Genomic DNA, 19,695 nt, shown 5'->3' with positions numbered 1-19,695 from the left:
AGATGGCTGACTGGTACGACGCCGCCGACCATGCCTTTGAGGCGATCGTGGGCTGGGTGTATTCCACGGCAGTTGATCCGCTGGTGTATTCGTTCGGATTGATGTCCTGGGCCGAGCGCGCGTTCGACGGTACCTCGTTCCTGGTCGCGGGCGTGCTGCAGGTGATCGCCACCGCGCTGATTTGTATTCCACTGGAGCGGCTGGCGCCAGTGCAGGTGATTGCCGAGCGACGGCAGGTCCGCACTGACGTGATCTTCACGCTGGTCAACAAGCTGGGATTGATCCCGCTGTTCACCTTCGCGGCATTATTGCTTTTACTGAGCCCACTGGAGGCCAGCGCGCGCCTGCATGGCTATGCCCCGTGGTCGCTGGAAGACTTCTGGCCGGGGCTGGCGGGCAATCCGGCGCTCAGTCTGCTGCTTTACGTGATCGTGCTAGATTTTGCGGAATACTGGCGGCACCGGCTGCAGCATCGGCTGGACTGGTGGTGGCAGTTGCACGCGCTGCACCATGCACAGCGCGACATGACCTTCTGGACCGACGACCGCAACCACATCGTTGACGAATTGCTGGCGGCATTGTGGATGGCCACTGTTGCCCTCGCCATCGGGGTGCCGCCGCAGCAGTTCCCGCTGGTGCTGTTCGTACTCAAGCTGATTGAGTCACTCTCCCACGCCAACCTGCGCTGGAGCTTCGGACCGCTGAAGTACCTGCTGGTCAGCCCGCAGTTTCACCGCGTGCATCACGGCATCAGCATCGGGCACGAAGGCAGAACGCAGGGAGTGAATTTCGGCGTGGTGTTCACGATTTGGGATAAGCTTTTCGGCACGGCGGATTTCCGCAACGCGTACCCCGAGACCGGCGTGCGCGATCAACTCGACGGACGCAACTACGGCACCGGATTTTGGGAGGCTCAATGGCTCGGCTTTTCGCGACTAAAACAACACTTCTGGCCGCGCTGACGGCGATTGCGACCGTTTCGCTCGGCGGCTGCGCCACGGTGGTGCAGGACCAGAAACGCGCCCTGCTCGACCGCAAGTGCCAGGAGCGCGTGATCCGCATGCTGAACGCGGTTTCACCGGTGGTCGCAGAGTCGAACATCCCGCAGAAGTTCTGCGGCTGCCTGACTGAAAAGGTTGACGTCGCCAAGCTTGAGACCGATATCGACGGCGTCAAGGACATCGGACTCAACCCGGAAACCTTGCGCTTCGTCACCGAATACATCCCGACCATTCGCGCCTGCGCGAAGGAGACCGGGCTCTGGAAGGGGCTGTAACGCCCCCTACCCCTGACGCAACAGCGACGTCAAAACGCCGAGGAAACGCTCAGGCCTCGGCGGCCTGCTCAGTTGCGCAGTTGGCGAATGACGTCATTGCCCCGCGAATGCCTGCAGTGATGAAAGCGCTCAGCTGGGTGGCAACCGACGGATCGGCAGGCACATTGGCGCCATCGGACAAGCGCTCGATGCGCTGATCGCTCAGATGGTGCAGCAGCGCGCCGAGCGCGAACTGATAGCACCAGGCAGTTTGCGCCCGAGCAGCGCCTGGAAATTCTGCAGCCAGCGCTTCATGCATGGCGTTGATGAATTCGCGCGCCAGCGGGTCAAAGAATTCGCGGATCGCGCGATCTTCTTCCTGTCCCTGCTGGCTGAGCCCGCGCGTGACCAGCAATGCGTACGAACGCCCCTCGGGGGTTTCGCGCAGTCGTGCCGACGGCAATACCAGCGCATCGACAATGCGGGCGAGACCATCACCACCCGCCGCCTCCAGCGCAGCCTGCAAATCAGCGAGGCGTTCGCGAACCATACCGCTCCAGTGCCCAAAAACGGCATCGTAGAGCTCCTGTTTCTGCCCAAAGTAGTAACCCACCAGTGCCAGCGGCACGTGCGCTTCCTCGGCAATCTGGCGGATGGTGACGCCGTGATAGCCCAGACGGGCAAACAGTCGCTGTGAAGCAGCAAGAATATTCTGACGACGATCAATACGGGCGGGTGCCGCCGATTGATCAGTCGGCTCGGCTGTTTCGGACAACACTGCCTGTTGGGCTCGGGTTTCCGGAATGGATTTCATGATGATGATGATGATTCCCTGGGAGACGAGGTGATACGGTAGGGTGGACTGCCCGCCCGGTTGTACGTTCAATAATTATTGTGGCAGAGCATGCAGACAACGTGCCAGCAGGATTTCGCTAAGGACAGCGCACCATCGTCCCCTCGCTGGCGACTCCGCAGGCAGCAGGGGTATTGTGCTGCCCGGCACCGCCGTGTCAGCCGCGCTTGGCTGCGGCACAATTGCCCCCACATCCCAAAGTATTCCGACTTGCCGCGACGCCTGATCATGCAACGCCGTGACGCACTCCGTTCCATCTCTGTCGCTGGCGGCGTCGCTGCAGCGTCCGCGCTGCCCACCCTTCTCGCATCGACCATCATGACTACCCCGTCCGACGCTGCACCACTGTCATCTGCGGCGTTTTCCACGCTGAAAAAGTCAGCGCGTATGCCGGTCATATTCCTTGGCCACGGCAGCCCGATGAACGCCATTGAAGACAACGCCTGGCGCCGGAGCTGGCAAAGCCTCGGGCAATCATTCGGTGCTGGAGGCAGCTACCCGGCGCCGCAACTGATCCTCTGCGTATCTGCACACTGGCTGACCCGCGGGTGGCATCTGACGGCCATGGCGAAGCCCAGGACCATTCACGACTTTGGCGGCTTTCCGCAGGCGCTATTCGACCAGCAGTACCCGGCGCCGGGCGCGCCAGCAGCCGCCGGCGAAATTGCCAGATCGGTCAGCGCGCCAACAATCGGGCTCGACGACCATGAATGGGGGCTTGACCATGGCGCCTGGGCAGTATTGAAGCCGATGTTCCCCGTTGCGGCCATCCCGGTCGTGCAATTGAGCATGGACTACAGCCGCCCGCCAGCCGAGCACTTCGCGCTCGGCCAGCAGCTGGCAAAGCTGCGCGACTATGGCGTGCTGATCGTCGGCAGCGGCAACATCGTGCACAACCTGCGTGCCATGCAGTGGGGCGCCGGGCCGGACAAGGCCTACGACTGGGCGAAGGAATTTGATGACAAGGTAGCGAGCCAGATTACCAGCGGCAATCTGGGCGAGCTGCAAAAGTTCCAGAGCATGGGCCAGACCGCGACGCTGGCGCATCCGACCTACGAGCACTATCTGCCGCTGCTCTATACCGCAGGCGCAGTGGGCGCAGGCGACAAGCCGCGCTTATTCAACGCCGATTTTCAGGGCGCGTCGATCGCGATGCGTTCGGTGATCTGGAGCTGAAAATTTCGCTGCAAGTACCAGCGACTTTTCGAAAAAATGGCGTCCAATCAGGGCTCAGACCCGCTTTTCTCAAAAAGTCGACTTTAGCCTAAAAGTCCGCCTGAGCCCAATATCAATGGGCCTTTTGCAAGAAAGCCGCTAGCGGCGGACCAGTGCCGTCAGATCGGCGGCGATCGCTTCCGGGCCGCTTTCGTGCTTGATCATTAGCCGGATCCGGCCCTGTGGGTCGAAGGCGTACATCTGCGTGGAGTGATCAACGAGATAGGTGTTCTCGTCCTTCACCTGCGCCTTCTGGAAGAAAATCTTGAATTCCTTCGCTGCTGCGGCCACCTCCGTCTCGTTGCCATAAAGCGCGGCGAACGACTGGTTGAAGGCTTTCACATACTGCACGAGTAGTTCGGGCGTGTCGCGCTTCGGGTCCACGGTGACGAAAACCACCTGCACCTTCGCCGCGTCTTCCGGTTTCATCTTGCCAAGCGCCGCGTTCAGCGTGGTCATCGTGGTCGGGCAATAGTCCGGGCAGAACAGATAGCCGAAGAAAAACACGGCAACCTTGCCCTGGTAGCTCGCCAGCGTTCGCGGCGTCTTCGTTGCGGCGTCGGTCAGCGCAAGCTCGCGCCCAAAGGCGGCGCCGGTGATATCCGTGGCATTGAACTTGAGCGCCGACTTGCCATCGCCGCAAGCAGTCAGCGCAACGACGCTGACCAGCAGCGCTGCCGCCACCGCGCGCCACGCCCACCCGGCCCGCATGCAGCGGCCCACGTCAGTGCTTGTGCTCACCATGACCGTGAGCATCCGGCTTCTCGGCCGTGACCTGCACGGTGACCTCGCCGGCCTTCTCGAATTTGAGCTTGAGCGGGAATTTCGTGCCCTCCTTCAAGCCATCGGCCAATCCGACCAGCATGATGTGAAAGCCACCGGGCTTCAGCTCGGTCTTGCTGTTGGCGGCGACATCAATGCCTTTGACCTCGCGCATCTTCATCACGCCCGCCTCGGTAATCATGCTGTGCAGTTGCGTCTCCTTGGCGACATCTGCTGACGCCGACAGCAGCCGGTCGGCACCGCCCTTGTTGTCGAGCGTGAGGTAGGCCGCCGAGGTGCGCACCGGTGCCGGCGTTGCCCGCGCCCACGCATGACTGATGGTGACTGCGCCTGCTTTGGCATCCTGTGCCTGCGTCGGAGCAACGGTCAGTGCGAGCGTCAGCAATAACGCCACCGCGCCAGAGCGTCGCGCGGTGTTGGCTGTACCGTGAAGAAAAGAGGCGTATTGCATTGCTTGTATCCCTTGCAAACCGAGATCAGGGACGCTGTCGCCATCACTTCTGGCGCGGCACCCGACCCATCAAATAAAACTCGTCGTTTGGCCGCATGCTGCTCATGTTGGCCAGGCGATTGCTCATGCCAAAAAAGGCTGTGATGGAACCGATATCCCAGATGTCGTCATCGGTGAACCCGTGCGCGCGCAGCGCAGCGAAATCGGGCTCATCAATCTCGTTTGAGTGCAGACAAACCTTCAGCGCGAAGTCGAGCATCGCCCGCTGTTTCGGGGTGATTTCCGCCTTGCGGTGATTGATCGCCACCTGATCGGCGATCCGCGGATTCTTCGTATAGACGCGCAGGATGGCACCGTGGGCGACGACGCAATATACGCAGTCATTGGCGCCGCTGGTCGTCACCACGATCATCTCGCGCTCGGCTTTGTTGAGCGCAGGCGTCTCCTTGAGCATCAGCGCGTCGTGGTAGGCGAAGAACGCGCGGCACTCGTCGGGGCGATGTGCCAGCGTCAGGAACACGTTGGGAATGAAACCTGCCTTCTGCTGCACGTCGAGCATGCGCGTGCGCAGATCCTCCGGGATGTCATTGAGCTCGGGGACGGGGAAGCGTGAGATCGGGTTCATATATCAACTTTTGACTGCGGGAGCGACTGCGTCGCGGCCCAGCGCTGTCTTGCCACGAATGTCGAGGATCGGTGCTGGTCGCGGCAGAGCCGCTCCTGCCAGACCTCCGCCGTAACTATTTCGCTGGTGGCACATAGCCACTGGCGATCTCGGCGCCGCCGGAGAAGAAATACTTCTCCATCTGCTCGGCGAGATACTTGCGCGCGCGCGGATCGGCGAGCCCGAGGCGGTTCTCGTTGATCAGCATGGTCTGGTGCTTGAGCCAGCCGGCCCAGGCCTCCTTGCTGACGTTTTCGAAGATGCGCTTGCCAAGCTCGCCCGGATACGGTGCGAAGTCGAGCCCTTCCGCTTCCCTGCCGAGCTTGATGCATTGAACCATGCGTGCCATCGTGTAATCCTGTTCGTCCTAAATCTGTTTGACGTAAACCTGCGAGGCGCGTTCGAAGTTGTAGAGCGCCTGCTTCTTTTCTGGCAAATCGGTGATCGTCGCCTGCCGGAACCCGCGCTCGGTGAACCAGGCGGCAGTACGGGTAGTCAGCACGAACAGCGTGTTGATGCCGTGCTCTTTCGCCGCGCGTTCCACGGCCTTCATCAAACGCTCGCCATAGCCTTCGCGACGGTAGTCAGGGTTGACCGCCAGACAGGCAAGTTCAGCCTTGTTGGCTTCGGGGAAGGGATAGAGCGCCGCGCAGCCAATCACCTGACCATCATGCTCGGCAAGGAAGAAGCGCTCGATCTCCCGCTCGATCAGTGCACGCGGCCGGGCCACCAGAATGCCCTGACGCTCCAGCGGCTCGATGATCGAGAGCAGCGCCCCCACATCCTCGATGGTCGCCGGTCGCAGATTGTCGAGGCTGTCGACCGAGATCATGGTGCCGATGCCATCGCGGGTGAACAGCTCCTGCAGGATCGCCCCATCGCTCTTGCGCCCGATCAGGTGGGCGCGCACCACGCCCTTCTGGCAGGCGCGCACGGCGGCGGAGAGGAAGAACTGCACGTCGGAAGCCTGTGGCGCCTTGCTGGCGATGGCCGATGCCTCGCGGGTGTAAAGCGTCGAAATCACCGTGCCGTCCGCATCAAGCACACCCGGCGTGTCGAGCAGGAAGATCAGTTTCGACGCCTTCAGCGCAATCGCCGTCTGTGTCGCCACCTCTTCCACGGTCAGGTTGAAAGTGTCGCCCGAGGTCGAATAGCCCAGCGTGGACATCAGCACGATGTCGCCGTCCTTCAGGCAGTCGTTGATCGCCTGAGCGTCCACGCGGCGCACCTCGCCGCTGTATTTCATGTCGACGCCGTCGATCACGCCGATTGGCTTGGCCACCACGAAGTTGCCACCGGTCACCCGGTTGTGGCTGGGCGTTACCGCTGCCGTGCGTGGCGCCATCGACAACGCGGCTTCAATGCGTGCCCGTGCCCGCGCGCTGGCGCCGATCACGCTGCCAAGCTGCGACTCGTCGGTCACGCGGATGCCCCGGTGGTAGCGGCTTTCCATGCCACGCTGGGCAAGCAGCTTCTCCACCTGCGGGCGGGCGCCGTGCACCAGCACCAGGCGAATGCCAAGACTGGCCAACAGGTTCAGGTCAGCAATGAAATTTGGGAAGGTGTCGTCGGCAACCACTTCGCCACCAAAGGCCACGACAAAGGTTTTGCCCCGGAACGCCTGGATATAGGGCGCGGACGCACGGAACGTCGGCACAAAGGCAGACAGCTCGGTGTCGGGAGTGACAGCCATCGGGCTGACGGCCGGATGCCCGGCCCCATCGACAAGGCCGCCGGCGCGGGCCTCGGCCGGGGCTGTGGAAGATTCAGGTGACATGGGAATGATTCTATCGGCGCCGCCCGCTAGCGGTCGCAGGGGCGCCTGGTCAGGGTGAAATTGTCCGATTCCGCGCTACATTGCGCCCATGTGGCGCTTTCTGATCCGCCTGCTGCAACTGCCGCTCGCCCTCATCGTGATGTTCTACGAGTGGGGTTGGGAGACGCTCGGGCATGTCTTCGACTGGCTGGCCCGGCGACCGTTGTGGAAGGCGATGGAAGACGCGATCCGACGCCTGCCGCCGTGGGCTGCCTTACTGTTGTTCGCCCTGCCCAGCTTACTGTTGTTCCCGGTCAAGTTGCTGGCGCTATGGCTCATTGCGCACGGCCAGCGCGTGCTCGGCGTTACCGTGATCCTCGTCGCCAAGATCGTCGGCACGGCGGTGGTTGCCCGTCTATTCACGCTGACGCAACCAGCCCTGATGCAGCTCGGCTGGTTTGCGGCCGCCTATCGCTGGTTCATCCCGTGGAAAGACGTGTGGCTCAACGCGATCCGCGCCAGTTGGCCCTGGCGTGTGGGTCGAGTCATCAAGTTCCGCGTGAAGCGGGCTGTCGCGGCTATCTGGCGCGGCGCCGTGCAGTCGGTACGCACCATTTTTCGGCGTTCCTGACTGCTCGCCATCTGCGCCGGGCTGCCTCCCTAAAATTGGTGGATGACCTCTCCGCTCCTTGCCAGGCTCAATGAGCCGCAGCTCACCGCCGTTACCCTGCCGCACATTTCGGCGTTGATCCTCGCTGGCGCCGGCTCCGGCAAGACCCGAGTGCTGACAACGCGCATCGCGTGGCTGATATCGACCGGGCAAGTCGGACCATCGGGCGTGCTGGCGGTCACCTTCACCAACAAGGCGGCCAAGGAGATGCTGACGCGTCTCTCGGCGCTGGTACCGGTAAACGTACGCAGCATGTGGATCGGTACGTTCCATGGGCTCTGCAACCGCTTCCTGCGCATGCACTGGCGCGAGGCGGGCCTGCCGCAAACCTTCACCATCATGGACACCCAGGATCAAGTGTCGCTGATCAAGCGTATCCTGAAGGCCCACAACATTGACGACGAAAAGTACCCGCCCAAGCAGATGGCGTGGTTCATCGGCAGCGCCAAGGAGGAAGGTCTGCGACCCAACGCGGTGGAGGCATTTGACGACTACACCCGCAAGCAGGTGGAGATTTACCAGCTCTACGAGGCCACCTGCCAGCGCGAAGGCGTCGTCGATTTCGCAGAGTTGTTGCTGCGCAGCTATGAAGTGCTCGGCAAATTCGAGGCGCTGCGCGAGCATTACAACGCCCGCTTCAAGCACATTCTGGTTGACGAGTTCCAGGACACCAACACACTGCAATACAAGTGGCTGCGCCTGCTGGCGGGTCCGCAGACGGCGGTGCTGGCGGTTGGCGACGACGATCAGTCGATCTACGCCTTCCGCGGCGCCAAGGTCGCCAACATGCAGCGCTTCGAGCATGACTTTGGCCCGGCAAAGATCATCAAGCTGGAACAAAACTACCGCAGTTTCGGCAATATCCTCGACGCCGCCAACGCGCTGATCCGCAACAACAACGGCCGGCTGGGCAAGGAGCTGTGGACCGATCAGGGACACGGCGAGCCGATCCGGGTGTTTCAGGGCTACAGCGACGGCGAGGAAGCAGCCTTCGTGATCGATAGCGTCAAGACGGCGATGAACGATGGCGTACCGCTGGACGAGATCGCCATCCTGTACCGCTCCAATGCGCAGTCACGCGTGTTCGAGCACGGCCTGTTCAACGCCCGCATCCCGTATCGCGTGTATGGGGGCCTGCGCTTCTTCGAGCGCGCCGAGATCAAGCACGCAATGGCGTACTTGCGATTGATCAACAACCCGGAGGACGACAACGCGCTGCTGCGTGTGATCAACTTTCCGCCGCGCGGCATTGGCGCCAAGTCGGTTGAGAACCTTCAAGCGGTATCGGCGGGCACCGGGGTTACGTTGTGGCAGGCCGCGTGTGCCGGCGGCGCGGGCGGGCGAGCGCAGGTGGCGATGGCGCAGTTCATTGGCCTGATCGAAGGCATGCGCATCGCTACCAAGAATCAGCCGCTGCCAGAGATCGTGCGCCATCTGCTCGATGCGTCGGGCCTGAAGACCCACTATGCGACCGAAAAGGACGGCCAGGATCGCGTCGAGAATCTTGAGGAATTGATCAATGCAGCCGACAACTTCCTGCGCGAAACCGGTGGCGTGATCCACGTCGAAAGCCCCGATGGCTCGGTCGCCGAGGATCAGGATGCAGTGACCGCTTTCCTCGCCCATGCGTCACTGGAAGCGGGCGATACCCAGGCCGCAGAGGGGCGTGCAGCACTGCAGATGATGACGGTGCATTCGGCAAAGGGGCTGGAGTTCGACTATGTGTTCATCACGGGCCTGGAAGAGGGCCTGTTCCCGCACGATAACTCGCTGAACGACGACGGCGGGCTTGAGGAGGAACGGCGGCTGGCTTATGTGGCGATCACGCGGGCGCGCAAGCGACTGCATATGTCCTACGCGCAGATGCGCATGCTGCACGGCCAGACCCGCTACAACGTGCCGTCGCGCTTTCTGGACGAAATCCCTGCCGAGTTATTGCAGTGGCTGTCGGCAAAGCCGAAGAATTTGCTCGCGATGGAGCCGCACGCGCCGCTCGGTAGCGATTGGGGCAATCCTGAGCGTTCAGCCTTCGCTCAATCTATCGGCAGCGCCACGCGCACCGACACAGGCTTTCGCATTGGGCAGCAGGTATCCCATGCCAAGTTCGGCCACGGGGTGATCATCAACGCCGATGGCAGCGGCAAGAACGTGCAGGTGGAGGTCAACTTCGCCGAGCACGGCATCAAGCGGCTGGCGCTTGAGTATGCGAAATTGACAGCGATCTGAACCACACGATGCTGCGCGGGGTGTCGGCGACTGCTAAGCCGCGCCAGCCACCATTTCCACCCGCTCCTCGCGGTGGAAGACACGGCGGTAGCAGACGTAATCGCTGATCATGCGGATCGCAGTCAGCGGCACCACCAGCAACATGACAGTCGTCAGCACCGCCTTGGCCGGCAGCAGATATAGCAGCGGTGAAACCAGCACGACCGCAAGCACGGTCAGACCGAACATCGCGATGCCATAGACACTCATCGACAGCCAGTTGGCGAGGCTGGCGCGCACCGAAGCACCAATCGCCTGCCCGAAGCTGGCGTCGGAGAACACGATCAGCGCTGGCGAAAACCAGAGCGCAGCCGTCAGTGGCAAAGTGATCGCGAGTGTCACCAACATGACACGCATCAACGCCTCCTGTGGCACGTTACCCTGCTCTTCAAACCCCTTGAGCTGGTCCAGCGTGAGGCCTGACGCCAGCAAGCCCACCGTCAGCGCGACAAGCAGTCCGATCAGATGCACGCCGCCCAGCGGCAGCAGGGCACGCAGGTTCGACTTGAAGCCGGCGAACAGATGCTTGACCTCCGGCAACTCGCCGCGTTCATGGTGCCAGGCGGCCGCCAGAAATCCGACCGAAAGGATCGGATTGAGCAGCATGCAAAGCGGTCCGACAATCGCGGCACACATTTGCATCAACAGCAGATATAGGGATGTGAGGCCGATGTAGCGTGGCCAGTGCGCGCGAAAGATCCGCCACGACAACTGCACCCACTCCGCTCCCTCACGGGCGGGCACTGGGGCGTAGAAAGCGATGGGCTGCGACATCAGACTGCCTCCGCTTGCAGGTTAGTGGGCCAGAAGCCTGGCTTCGCGATGCGCAATCGCAGAATGTTCTCGAATACGGCCGGATCATGCGGGGTGTTGAGCTCGGCGGCGCGCGGCAAATGCAGGTCGTACAGGCGGGACAGCCAGAACCGGATTGCTGCTGCCCGCAAGAGCGCCGGCCAGGCGACCTGTTCGGCCTCGGTCAACGGGCGTACGCTGGCGTATGCAGCCAGCAGCGCGTGCAGACGGCCGTCGTCAAACTCGCCACCTGGCAGCACGCACCAGTCATTCGCGGTAATCGCAAGGTCGTAGGCAAATTCGTCGGTTGCCGCGAAGCCAAAATCAATCAGGCCGCTCAGGTTATCGCCATCGAACAGCACGTTGTCGCGAAACAGATCGGCGTGGATGGCGCCATTGGGCAGCCGTGTCTGCCGCCGCTCGCGCTGGAACTTGAGCTCGTTCTCGATCAGGGCGTTCTGGTCAGCGCTGACAAATGGGCGCACGGCGCGAGAGGTCGACAGGGTCCAGCCCGGCCCACGCTTGTTGCTGATACGGGTACGAAACGCACGGCTTGCATTGTGCAGACGACCGAGCTCACGCCCTACCGCCGTGCAGTGCAGCACACCGGGCTGCATCACGGGTCGCCCGGCAATCCGCTGCGTTAGCGCAGCCGGGCGGCCGTTGAGAATAGAAAACAGCGCGCCAGTACGATCAGCGATTGGTGTCGGGACCGCCACTCCCGAACGCGCCAGGTGCGCCGTGAAATTGAGGTAGAAGGGCAGGTCCTCAGCAGGAACGCGCTCGTAAAGAGTCAACACGAACTCGCCGTCGGTGGTCGACAGAAAGTAATTGGTGTTCTCAATACCCTCGGAAATCGGGGTGAGCGCGCGTGCCGTCCCCACCGAGAAGCGGGTCAGCCAGGCAGATACTTCGCTCTCGGTAACGCGGGTGAAAACTGACATGCCGTTGCTGGGTCGCTATTCGTGAAAGAGGAAAGGCTGGCTGAACATGACATTACATCGGGTTCGAGCCGGGTCGTCTGCCAGCGCCTGATATTGATCGTTACAGATGGTTACTGCCAGCCCGTGAAGCGATCTGTCTAGAAACGAAACAACTGCCACAGGACCGGCGTCACCCGTCGGCCCGAGTTGTCTGCTTGACGGTCATAGCGGCCTGCAGCCGGATCAACAATCAGATAGGAACGGCCGCCAACGCTCACCTGCGCGCTCGCCAGGCGTCCCTGGATGCGTTCTTCGTGAACTTGAAGCGGTGCGGCCGCGCCATCTTGCGCGCGCGCGCCAGCGTTGGCGTTGGACGCAGCAGCGACTTCCTGCTTGCCAAGTGTCGGCACGCCATCGGGCACCTCGGCTGAACCAGCCGGTGCGGTAGCTTGCGCCAACGCGGCGGTCGAAAGCGACATCGCCAACAACGCAGCGGCACAACGATCAAGAAGGAAAAATCTGTTGGAATGATTCATCAGAACCGATTGTACCGGCCTGACCCGCCATCGAAAGCGCAGAAAGGTGCTGTCAAACGACCGTTAGCAGCGCCACGGCTTGAGCGGCAATTCCTTCACCCCGCCCGGTAAAGCCGAGCATTTCGGTGGTAGTTGCCTTGACGGCGATGCGGTCTGGCACGACGGCACAGTCTGACGCAATGTTGCGCCGCATCTGCTCAATATGCGGAGCCATTTTTGGCGCCTGAGCGATGATCGTTGCATCAACGTTGCCCACCTGCCAACCCGCCGCCCGCACACGCGCGACAACGCTGCGCAACAGTACGCGGCTGTCGGCGCCTTTGTACGCCGAATCACTGTCCGGAAAGTGCTTGCCGATATCGCCAAGCGCAGCGGCACCGAGAAGCGCATCAGCGATTGCATGCAGCAGAACGTCAGCATCCGAGTGCCCCAGCAGGCCACGCTCGTACGGGATCTTCACACCGCCCATGATGAGATTGCGTCCCTCGACGAGCTGGTGCACGTCAAAGCCCGTGCCAATGCGGAAAGGAATGCTCATGGTTGCAGTGCAGTCAAGGGTCGGAGCTGGTTCTGGTAGCTTACTGCGAGGTTTGATCGCGCAGATAAAACGCCGCCAGTTCGGCATCGTCGGCATGCGTTATCTTGATGTTACGTGCACTGCCGGGCACCAGCCGCGGCACCAGGCCCAGCGCCTCAATCGCCTGCGCCTCGTCTGTCACGTCAGGCGATGCCGCGAGCGCGTGCACCAGCGTGTCGTAGCGAAACATCTGCGGTGTTTGTGCCCGCCACATGCGTTCGCGGGGGACCGTCTCGGCCACGCCGCCAGCTTCGTCTGCGCGCTTGAGTGTGTCTGATACTGGAACTGCCAGCAGCCCACCAACGGAGTGATCTCGAAGCATGGCAATCAGGCGATCAAGATCGGCTTTGCCAACACTGGGCCGAGCCGCATCATGCACCAGCACCCATGCATCACGCCGCACGAGCTTCGCAACAGCAGCCAGCGCGTTGCGCACGGTATCTGCTCTCTGCGCCCCTGCGCACCGCAAAACAGTCGCATTGTCCGCGCGGGTGACGATGGCGTCTGCGCGATCTTCCTCGGCCGGGACTACAACGAAAACATGCTCAACCGCTTCGCATTGACGCAGCGCACGCAGCGTGTGCTCCAGCACCGGTGCGCCCGCGATCTCGATGTACTGCTTGGGTTTGGCGGCACCAAAACGTGAGCCGCTACCACCCGCCGGGACGATGGCGATGCAGCCATAGCGTTGCGGCCCGGCGGCAGCAGTCAACTCACCACCTTGATGGTCGGGAACTTGGCCGTGTGATCTTCACTCTTCTGCGCCACGAAGATCGCAACCTTGCGCGCGATTTCCTTGTACGTGGCGGCAACAGTGCCATCTGGATCGGCCACAACGGTCGGACGACCGCCGTCGGATTGCGCACGAATCTTCGAGTCCAGCGGCAGTCCGCCGAGGAATGGCACGTTGTAGTCGCGGCACATCGCGCGGCCGCCGCCTTCGCCAAAAATCGGTTCGGTGTGTCCGCAGTTGGAGCAGACGTGGGTGCTCATGTTCTCGACGATGCCGACGATCGGGATACCGACCTTGTCGAACATCTTGAGCCCCTTGCGCGCATCGATCACCGCGATCTCCTGCGGTGTGGTCACGATCACGGCACCGGTGACCGGCACCTTCTGCGACAGCGTCAGCTGGATGTCGCCGGTGCCCGGTGGCATGTCAATCACCAGGTAATCGAGGTCGCGCCAATTGGTATCGGACAGCAGTTGCTCCAGCGCCTGAGTGACCATCGGACCGCGCCACACCATTGGCGTGTCGGTATCGATCAGGAAGCCGATCGACATCGCCTGAATGCCATGTGCTTCGAGCGGCTCCAGCGTCTTGCCATCAGCACTTTCCGGGCGACCAGTGATGCCCAGCATTTGCGGCTGCGACGGGCCGTAGATGTCGGCGTCAAGAATGCCCACGTTGGCGCCCTCGGCCGCAAGTGCAAGCGCCAGGTTGGCCGCCGTTGTGCTCTTGCCGACGCCGCCTTTGCCTGAGGCGACAGCGATGATGTTCTTGATGCCGGGCTTGAGCTTGACGCCACGCTGCACGGCGTGCGAAATGATCTTCTGCGAAACATTCACAGTGACCTTGCCTGCACCCGGTAACCCGCGCAGATGCTGGGTCACGAGCTGGCGCAGCGCATCGTGCTGGCTCCTGGCAGGGTAGCCAAGCACGACCTCGACTGTGAGGTCACTGCCGTCGACGGCCACGCGCTTGATGGCCTTGTCCTTGACGAAGTCGCGACCGGTATTCGGGTCGATGCAACTGGCGAGATGGGAGAGCACTTCTGATTCAGTCATAGCTTGCAAGTTTAGCGGTTGACGCCCTTCGCAAGGCGCCAGATTTGATACTATCTCCCTGTTTTTCCAAGGGTTTTCACCCTTTTTGTTGCCCCGCAAAATCGTCATGACCGCATCCAGCACACCATCATCAGCGGTGACCGCTGGCGCCAACAAGCGCCGCATCTTCGTCACCACGGCCCTCCCCTATGCGAACGGCAAGTTCCATCTGGGCCACATGATGGAGTACATCCAGGCCGACATCTGGGTGCGCTTCCAGCGTATGCAGGGCCATGAGGTGCACTGGATGTGCGCCGACGACACGCACGGCGCACCGATCATGATCGCCGCCGAGAAGGCGGGCAAGACACCGCAGGAATTCGTCGCCGAGATCGCGGCCACGCGCAAGGATTATCTCGACGGCTTTCACCTGTCGATCGACAACTGGCATTCGACCGACTCGCCCGAAAACACCGAGCTGGCGCAGGACATTTACCGCAAGCTGAAGGCGGCGGGCTTCATCGCAACCAGGACCATCGAACAGTTCTTCGACCCGGTCAAGAGCATGTTCCTGCCGGACCGCTACATCAAGGGCGAATGCCCGAAGTGTGGCGCCAAAGACCAGTACGGCGATTCCTGCGAAAACTGCGGCGCGGTGTACGCGCCGACGGACCTCAAGAATCCGTACTCCACGCTCTCCGGCGCGACGCCGGAAATGCGTTCTTCGGAGCATTTTTTCTTCAAGCTGTCGGACCCGCAGTGCGTAGAGTTTCTGCGCGGCTGGACTGAAGGGCTGGACGCACACGGCAAGAAACGACTGCAGAGCGAAATCATCGCCAAGACCAAGGAATGGCTGGGCGAAGACGGCAAACTCGGCGACTGGGACATTTCGCGTGATGCGCCGTATTTCGGCATCCCGATCCCCGATGCGCCGGGCAAGTACTTCTACGTCTGGCTGGATGCGCCGGTCGGCTACCTGGCTTCACTGAAAAACTACTTCGACAGCGGCAAGGCCGCCCACAACGGCGAGACGCGCTCGCTAGCTGACTTCCTCGCCGACCCGAACACCGAGCAGATCCACTTCATCGGCAAGGACATCGTCTACTTCCACGTGCTGTTCTGGCCGGCAATGCTCAAGTTCGCGGGCTACAAGGTGCCGGACAGCGTCAACGTGCACGGCTTCATCACCGTCGGCGGTGAGAAGATGAGCAAGAGCCGCGGCACCGGCATCGACCCGCTCAAGTACCTGCAGATCGGCATGAATCCCGAGTGGCTGCGCTACTACATCGCCGCCAAACTCAACGCCAACGTCGAGGACGTCGACTTCACCGCTGAAGACTTCATGGCGCGGGTGAACTCGGACTTGATTGGCAAGTTTGTGAATATTGCGAGTCGGACTGCAGGCTTCCTGCAAAAGCATTTTGACGGCAGGATATTTGAGCGACAAGCCGTTGTCAGCGCGGGCGTGGGCGAGGATTTGGCGGGCTTGGCCGCCGACCTTGCCGAACTCTATGAGGCACGAGATTTCGGCAAAGTTGTACGTCGTGTCATGGAGGCTGCAGACTTCGTTAACGGGTACTACGACACCAGCAAACCTTGGGAACTCGCCAAACGCGCGCCGCAAGATGAGGCCGCACGGGTTCAACTGCATGTGGTGTGCACGGTCGTGGTGGAGTCGTTCCGGATACTGGCCACGTATCTCGCTCCGATCTTGCCCCGACTCGCGTCAGAAGCGTTTGCCTTCCTGAACTTGCCTGCACAGCAGTGGCGTGACATTCACGAGCCGCTTAAGGCAGGTCATAAGGTTTCGCCGTACAAGCACCTCATGTCCCGAGTAGAAGAAAAGCAGCTCGACGAACTCTTCGGCCTGCTCCCCGACGCCTCCGCACCGGCAAAAGCGGAAAGGCCCGCCAAGCCACAACCCGCAGCGAAAGGCGCAGCCAGCAGCAATGCCGCTGCAAAGACTGCTGCATCAGGGCCGCAGGCCGATGGCTTCATTTCGATTGATGACTTCGCCAAAGTCGATCTGCGTATCGCAAAAATCGTCAATGCCGAGCTCGTCGAGGGTAGCGACAAGCTGCTGCGCCTGACGCTGGATGTCGGCGAGACGAACGAATCCGGGCAACCGAGAACCCGCAACGTGTTCTCGGGCATCAAGTCAGCCTACGCACCGGAAAGCCTGATCGGCCAGCACACCGTGCTTGTTGCCAATCTCGCACCGCGCAAGATGAAGTTCGGCGTCTCCGAAGGCATGGTACTTGCGGCATCTGCGAAAGATGACCACAATGACGCAGGCTTGTATCTGCTTAACCCCCACGCTGGCGCCCGCGCCGGCATGAAAGTGACATGAAAACCCTTTTCGGAGCCACTCGCACCGTCTTCGAGCAGGACAAATACAAGATATTGAAGGCCAGCTCGCGCGACGCGCCGGTGGTGTCAGCATTGACCAAGGGCGACTGGTCGGAGCGTGTTGCCATTTCGCAGCGGCGCAAGAATGACAACCCGACCCAGATCGCCGACGATCTGCGCTCCGGTGGCGGACTGGTGCTCTATCGCAACAACCTGCCCGTGGCGGCGCTCTCCTATGTGAAGGCGCGCGACGGCAGCTGGGAGCTGCGCCGTCTCGGCGTGACGCGAACGTTCTCGGGCCGTGGCTTCACCACCCTGCTGCTCGACACGCTGGAGCGGCTGGCGAAGCAATCCGAAGTGCGCTCGATCCGCATCCCGGTCGAATCCTACTCACCGCAGTACAAGGCGTACTTCGAGAAGCTCGGTTTCAGCGTCGAGGCTGACCGCACGTTCTCCACCGTGTTTGCCGGCGCATTGCAGCCGATCCGCATGCGCAAGCTGGTCGCCTGACCGTGCAGGCAACGGCGCAATCTGGAGGCCCGTCGCTACCGCGATGATCAGTCTGGCGTTTCGCCCTCGCCTGCTCGGCGAACTCCGCACCTACAGTACAGAGAAGTTCCGGGCTGATCTGCTTGCCGGCGTAACGGTCGGCATCATCGCCATACCACTGGCAATGGCATTTGCGATCGCCAGCGGCGTTGCGCCCGAGCAGGGCCTGGTCACCGCAGTCATCACCGGCTTCATCATTTCGGCGGTAGGAGGCACGCGCCTCTGCATTGGCGGCCCCACCGGCGCCTTCATCGTGGTGCTGTACGGCATCCTGATCCGCTACGGCTGGGCAAACCTGATGATCTGCACGATGATGGCAGGCGTCATCCTGATGGTGATGGGTGCGGCCAAACTGGGGCGGCTGATCCGCTTTGTCCCCAATTCGGTGATCATTGGCTTCACCAATGGCATTGCGGTGCTGATCGCGCTGTCACAGGTTAAGGACTTTCTCGGTCTGCCAATTGCAAAAATGCCCGGCGAGTTCTTCGGCATTGTCAAGGCGCTATGGGCGGCGCTGCCCAACTTGCACGGTCCGTCGATGCTGCTGGCGATCGCCTGCCTGGCGTTCCTGCGCATGTGGCCGGCAAAATGGTCGCGCTACATTCCCTCGCCATTTCTGGTGCTGATTTTCTCCACCTTGCTCACGCTCTGGGGCAATACGGGCATTGCCACCATCGGTTCGAAGTTCGGCGAGATCAAGGCGGCGATCCCGTTCCCGGCAATGCCAGAGTTCACCATCGAACAACTCGGCAGCCTGATTCCACCTGCGGTGACCATTGCACTGCTTGGCGCCATTGAATCGCTGCTCTGCGCCGTGGTGGCGGACAAGCAGACCAATGACCGGGCGGATGCCAATCAGGAGCTGATCGCGCAGGGCATCGCCAATGTCGTGTCCCCCCTGTTTGGAGGCCTCGCCGCCACCAGCGCCATGGCGCGTACCAGTGCCAACATCAAGAACGGCGCGCAGACGCCAGTCGCCGGCATCGTGCACGCCATCACTGTTCTGGTCGTGTTGCTGGTGGCCAGTCCGCTGGCGAAACACGTTCCCCTGCCGGCACTGGCCGCGATCCTGATGTGGGTGGCCATGAACATGGGCGAATGGCGCGAGTTCAAGGCGCTGCGCCAGTACACACCGCTGCGTAACGCCACCCTGATCAGCACCTTCCTGCTCACGGTTCTGTTCGACCTGACCATCGCGGTCGAGGTAGGCATGGTGCTGGCTACGCTGCTGTTGATCAAGCGGCTGACCGAAGCTGCGGCCGTGCAGGTAGTGACCAACCTCGCCAAGGACCCTGACGCGCCGGCTCTGCCGCTGCCGGAAGGCGTGGCGGGCGTGCGTCTGCGCGGGGCCCTGTTCTTTGGTGTAGTGGACCGACTGGAGGCCGGGCTCGCGACCGTCCCGGCAGGCAGCAAGCTGGTGTTGCTGGACTTTCTCGAAGTCATCTACATCGATTCGACGGCGCTGGAAACGGTCGAACGCTACTGCGAAAACTGTCGGCGCGCCGGTATCGAAGTCATCGTCTTTGGACTCGGGCCGCAACCGCGCGGGCTTTTCGCTCGCACTGGTGCGGACAAAAAGCTGGGGTTTGACCACGTGGTAGAGACCCGACGGCAGGCGCTTGACCTGGCCATCTGGCGCCAGGTTCAGGCGAGGCTGCAGACAACACCGCCGGACTCACGCGTTTAGGGCGGTTTGCGCCGATTTCAAGCACTTTTGACGCCAAAAAGAATCGCTCAAAAAGCCCTTGAAAGTGTTATCGGCATACGCATTTTCGATGTCGTGAGCGCTGCGAATTCAGCGCACTGCAAGACGAAAGGAAAATGCAATGACTGGTTTGATTCGCTTCAATGGTGTGCCCGCAGTTCGCTGGGGTGGTCGCGGCTTTGATCGTGCGTTTGATTCGCTGGCGTCCGAGCTTTTTGGCGAACGCACCACAGCCGAGCTGCACGCCGACGTACGCGAAACGCCAAATGCCTACATCGTGCAATTCGATGTGCCGGGCGTGGCGAAGGAAGACATCGCGGTGGACGTTGACGAAAAGTCCGTTCGTGTAGAAGCCACCTTCAAGCGCGAAACCGGCGAAGGTGAGAGCGTCGTGCTGACGGAGCGCGTGACTGGCGCGGTTTCACGCGCATTCAAGCTGCCGCAAGCAGTGGATGCCGATCAGGCCAGCGCAAAGCATGAGCACGGCGTATTGACGCTGACGCTGCCGAAGAAGAACGCAACCGCACAGAAGCGACTGACGATCAACTGATCATCCGGCCCAGCGCCCTAAAAACCGCCCTCATC

21 protein-coding genes are annotated in these 19,695 nt (G+C 61.7%); 9 read left to right on the top strand and 12 right to left on the bottom strand.

Going from position 1 to position 19,695, the window contains the following annotated elements:
- Positions 1-2: 2 nt before the first annotated feature.
- Together FKL89_RS05615 and FKL89_RS05610 are read left to right on the top strand one after the other, a co-directional pair.
- Positions 3-962: a sterol desaturase family protein gene (locus FKL89_RS05615; protein ID WP_156861830.1), complete on the top strand. Its 960-nt coding sequence runs from the start codon at positions 3-5 to the stop codon at positions 960-962.
- Entirely contained in the window at positions 917-1,276 is a 360-nt protein-coding gene (locus FKL89_RS05610) for a hypothetical protein (RefSeq protein WP_156861829.1), read from the top strand. The genes FKL89_RS05615 and FKL89_RS05610 overlap by 46 nt, the downstream gene beginning before the upstream one ends.
- A gap of 49 nt (positions 1,277-1,325) precedes the next feature.
- Here FKL89_RS05610 and FKL89_RS05605 read toward each other — a convergent pair whose 3' ends face one another.
- The gene (locus FKL89_RS05605) at positions 1,326-2,069 is read right to left on the bottom strand and encodes a TetR/AcrR family transcriptional regulator (protein ID WP_156861828.1); all 744 of its coding nucleotides are present in this window, start codon (positions 2,067-2,069) and stop codon (positions 1,326-1,328) included.
- 357 nt (positions 2,070-2,426) lie between these two features.
- Here FKL89_RS05605 and ygiD point away from each other — a divergent pair, with 357 nt between their 5' ends.
- On the top strand, positions 2,427-3,284 hold the full coding sequence (gene ygiD / locus FKL89_RS05600; RefSeq protein ID WP_156864566.1) for a 4,5-DOPA-extradiol-dioxygenase: 858 nt from the start codon (positions 2,427-2,429) through the stop codon (positions 3,282-3,284).
- 138 nt (positions 3,285-3,422) lie between these two features.
- On the opposite strand, the gene FKL89_RS05595 is transcribed toward ygiD, so the two are convergent.
- From FKL89_RS05595 to argA, 5 genes are all read right to left on the bottom strand, one after another.
- The gene (locus FKL89_RS05595; RefSeq protein WP_238363497.1) at positions 3,423-4,067 is read right to left on the bottom strand and encodes an SCO family protein; all 645 of its coding nucleotides are present in this window, start codon (positions 4,065-4,067) and stop codon (positions 3,423-3,425) included.
- Positions 4,048-4,557 carry a copper chaperone PCu(A)C gene (locus FKL89_RS05590; RefSeq protein ID WP_156861827.1) on the bottom strand — a complete coding sequence of 170 codons (510 nt, stop codon included), beginning with the start codon at positions 4,555-4,557 and terminating at the stop codon, positions 4,048-4,050. The genes FKL89_RS05595 and FKL89_RS05590 overlap by 20 nt, the downstream gene beginning before the upstream one ends.
- A 43-nt stretch (positions 4,558-4,600) precedes the next feature.
- Positions 4,601-5,182, bottom strand: coding sequence for a peroxidase-related enzyme (locus FKL89_RS05585; protein WP_156861826.1), 582 nt, complete (start codon positions 5,180-5,182; stop codon positions 4,601-4,603).
- A 115-nt stretch (positions 5,183-5,297) separates the two neighbouring features.
- A complete protein-coding gene (locus tag FKL89_RS05580) occupies positions 5,298-5,570 on the bottom strand; it encodes an oxidative damage protection protein (RefSeq protein WP_156861825.1) in 273 nt (90 codons plus the stop codon).
- Between the two features lie 18 nt (positions 5,571-5,588).
- Positions 5,589-6,998 carry an amino-acid N-acetyltransferase gene (argA, locus tag FKL89_RS05575; protein ID WP_337786227.1) on the bottom strand — a complete coding sequence of 470 codons (1,410 nt, stop codon included), beginning with the start codon at positions 6,996-6,998 and terminating at the stop codon, positions 5,589-5,591.
- 88 nt (positions 6,999-7,086) lie between these two features.
- On the opposite strand from argA, the gene FKL89_RS05570 reads away from it, so the two are divergent.
- Both FKL89_RS05570 and FKL89_RS05565 read left to right on the top strand, forming a co-directional pair.
- Positions 7,087-7,608 carry a hypothetical protein gene (locus FKL89_RS05570; protein ID WP_181955220.1) on the top strand — a complete coding sequence of 174 codons (522 nt, stop codon included), beginning with the start codon at positions 7,087-7,089 and terminating at the stop codon, positions 7,606-7,608.
- Between the two features lie 42 nt (positions 7,609-7,650).
- Positions 7,651-9,873, top strand: a complete 2,223-nt coding sequence (locus tag FKL89_RS05565; protein WP_156861824.1) for a UvrD-helicase domain-containing protein — start codon at positions 7,651-7,653, stop codon at positions 9,871-9,873.
- Positions 9,874-9,906: 33 nt separating this feature from the next.
- Here the strand turns inward: FKL89_RS05565 and FKL89_RS05560 are convergent, their stop codons facing one another.
- The 6 genes from FKL89_RS05560 to apbC form a co-directional block, all read right to left on the bottom strand.
- The gene (locus FKL89_RS05560) at positions 9,907-10,686 is read right to left on the bottom strand and encodes a BPSS1780 family membrane protein (protein ID WP_156861823.1); all 780 of its coding nucleotides are present in this window, start codon (positions 10,684-10,686) and stop codon (positions 9,907-9,909) included.
- Positions 10,686-11,648 (bottom strand): homoserine kinase, encoded by a 963-nt coding sequence (locus FKL89_RS05555; RefSeq protein ID WP_156861822.1) that lies wholly within the window; start codon positions 11,646-11,648, stop codon positions 10,686-10,688. The genes FKL89_RS05560 and FKL89_RS05555 overlap by 1 nt, the downstream gene beginning before the upstream one ends.
- 137 nt (positions 11,649-11,785) lie before the next feature.
- Positions 11,786-12,163, bottom strand: a complete 378-nt coding sequence (locus FKL89_RS05550; protein WP_156861821.1) for a hypothetical protein — start codon at positions 12,161-12,163, stop codon at positions 11,786-11,788.
- Between the two features lie 52 nt (positions 12,164-12,215).
- The gene (ispF, locus tag FKL89_RS05545; RefSeq protein WP_156864563.1) at positions 12,216-12,695 is read right to left on the bottom strand and encodes a 2-C-methyl-D-erythritol 2,4-cyclodiphosphate synthase; all 480 of its coding nucleotides are present in this window, start codon (positions 12,693-12,695) and stop codon (positions 12,216-12,218) included.
- A 46-nt stretch (positions 12,696-12,741) separates the two neighbouring features.
- Complete coding sequence (gene ispD, locus FKL89_RS05540) at positions 12,742-13,452, bottom strand: 2-C-methyl-D-erythritol 4-phosphate cytidylyltransferase (RefSeq protein WP_156861820.1); 711 nt, start codon at positions 13,450-13,452, stop codon at positions 12,742-12,744.
- Positions 13,449-14,528, bottom strand: a complete 1,080-nt coding sequence (gene apbC / locus FKL89_RS05535; protein WP_156861819.1) for an iron-sulfur cluster carrier protein ApbC — start codon at positions 14,526-14,528, stop codon at positions 13,449-13,451. The genes ispD and apbC overlap by 4 nt, the downstream gene beginning before the upstream one ends.
- 106 nt (positions 14,529-14,634) lie before the next feature.
- Between apbC and metG the strand changes: the two genes are divergently transcribed.
- The 4 genes from metG to FKL89_RS05515 all read left to right on the top strand — a co-directional run bounded on the left by metG (position 14,635) and on the right by FKL89_RS05515 (position 19,660).
- Positions 14,635-16,857 (top strand): methionine--tRNA ligase, encoded by a 2,223-nt coding sequence (metG, locus tag FKL89_RS05530; protein ID WP_156861818.1) that lies wholly within the window; start codon positions 14,635-14,637, stop codon positions 16,855-16,857.
- Positions 16,854-17,366: a GNAT family N-acetyltransferase gene (locus FKL89_RS05525; RefSeq protein WP_156861817.1), complete on the top strand. Its 513-nt coding sequence runs from the start codon at positions 16,854-16,856 to the stop codon at positions 17,364-17,366. The genes metG and FKL89_RS05525 overlap by 4 nt, the downstream gene beginning before the upstream one ends.
- Positions 17,367-17,409: 43 nt before the next feature.
- On the top strand, positions 17,410-19,092 hold the full coding sequence (locus FKL89_RS05520; RefSeq protein WP_156861816.1) for a SulP family inorganic anion transporter: 1,683 nt from the start codon (positions 17,410-17,412) through the stop codon (positions 19,090-19,092).
- Between the two features lie 139 nt (positions 19,093-19,231).
- A complete protein-coding gene (locus FKL89_RS05515) occupies positions 19,232-19,660 on the top strand; it encodes an Hsp20/alpha crystallin family protein (RefSeq protein ID WP_156861815.1) in 429 nt (142 codons plus the stop codon).
- Positions 19,661-19,695: the final 35 nt, after the last annotated feature.

The organism is Casimicrobium huifangae (genome assembly GCF_009746125.1).
Classification (GTDB): domain Bacteria; phylum Pseudomonadota; class Gammaproteobacteria; order Burkholderiales; family Casimicrobiaceae; genus Casimicrobium; species Casimicrobium huifangae.
Note: the sequence above shows the minus strand (reverse complement) of the source record. Positions and strands in the feature narration are given on the sequence as shown.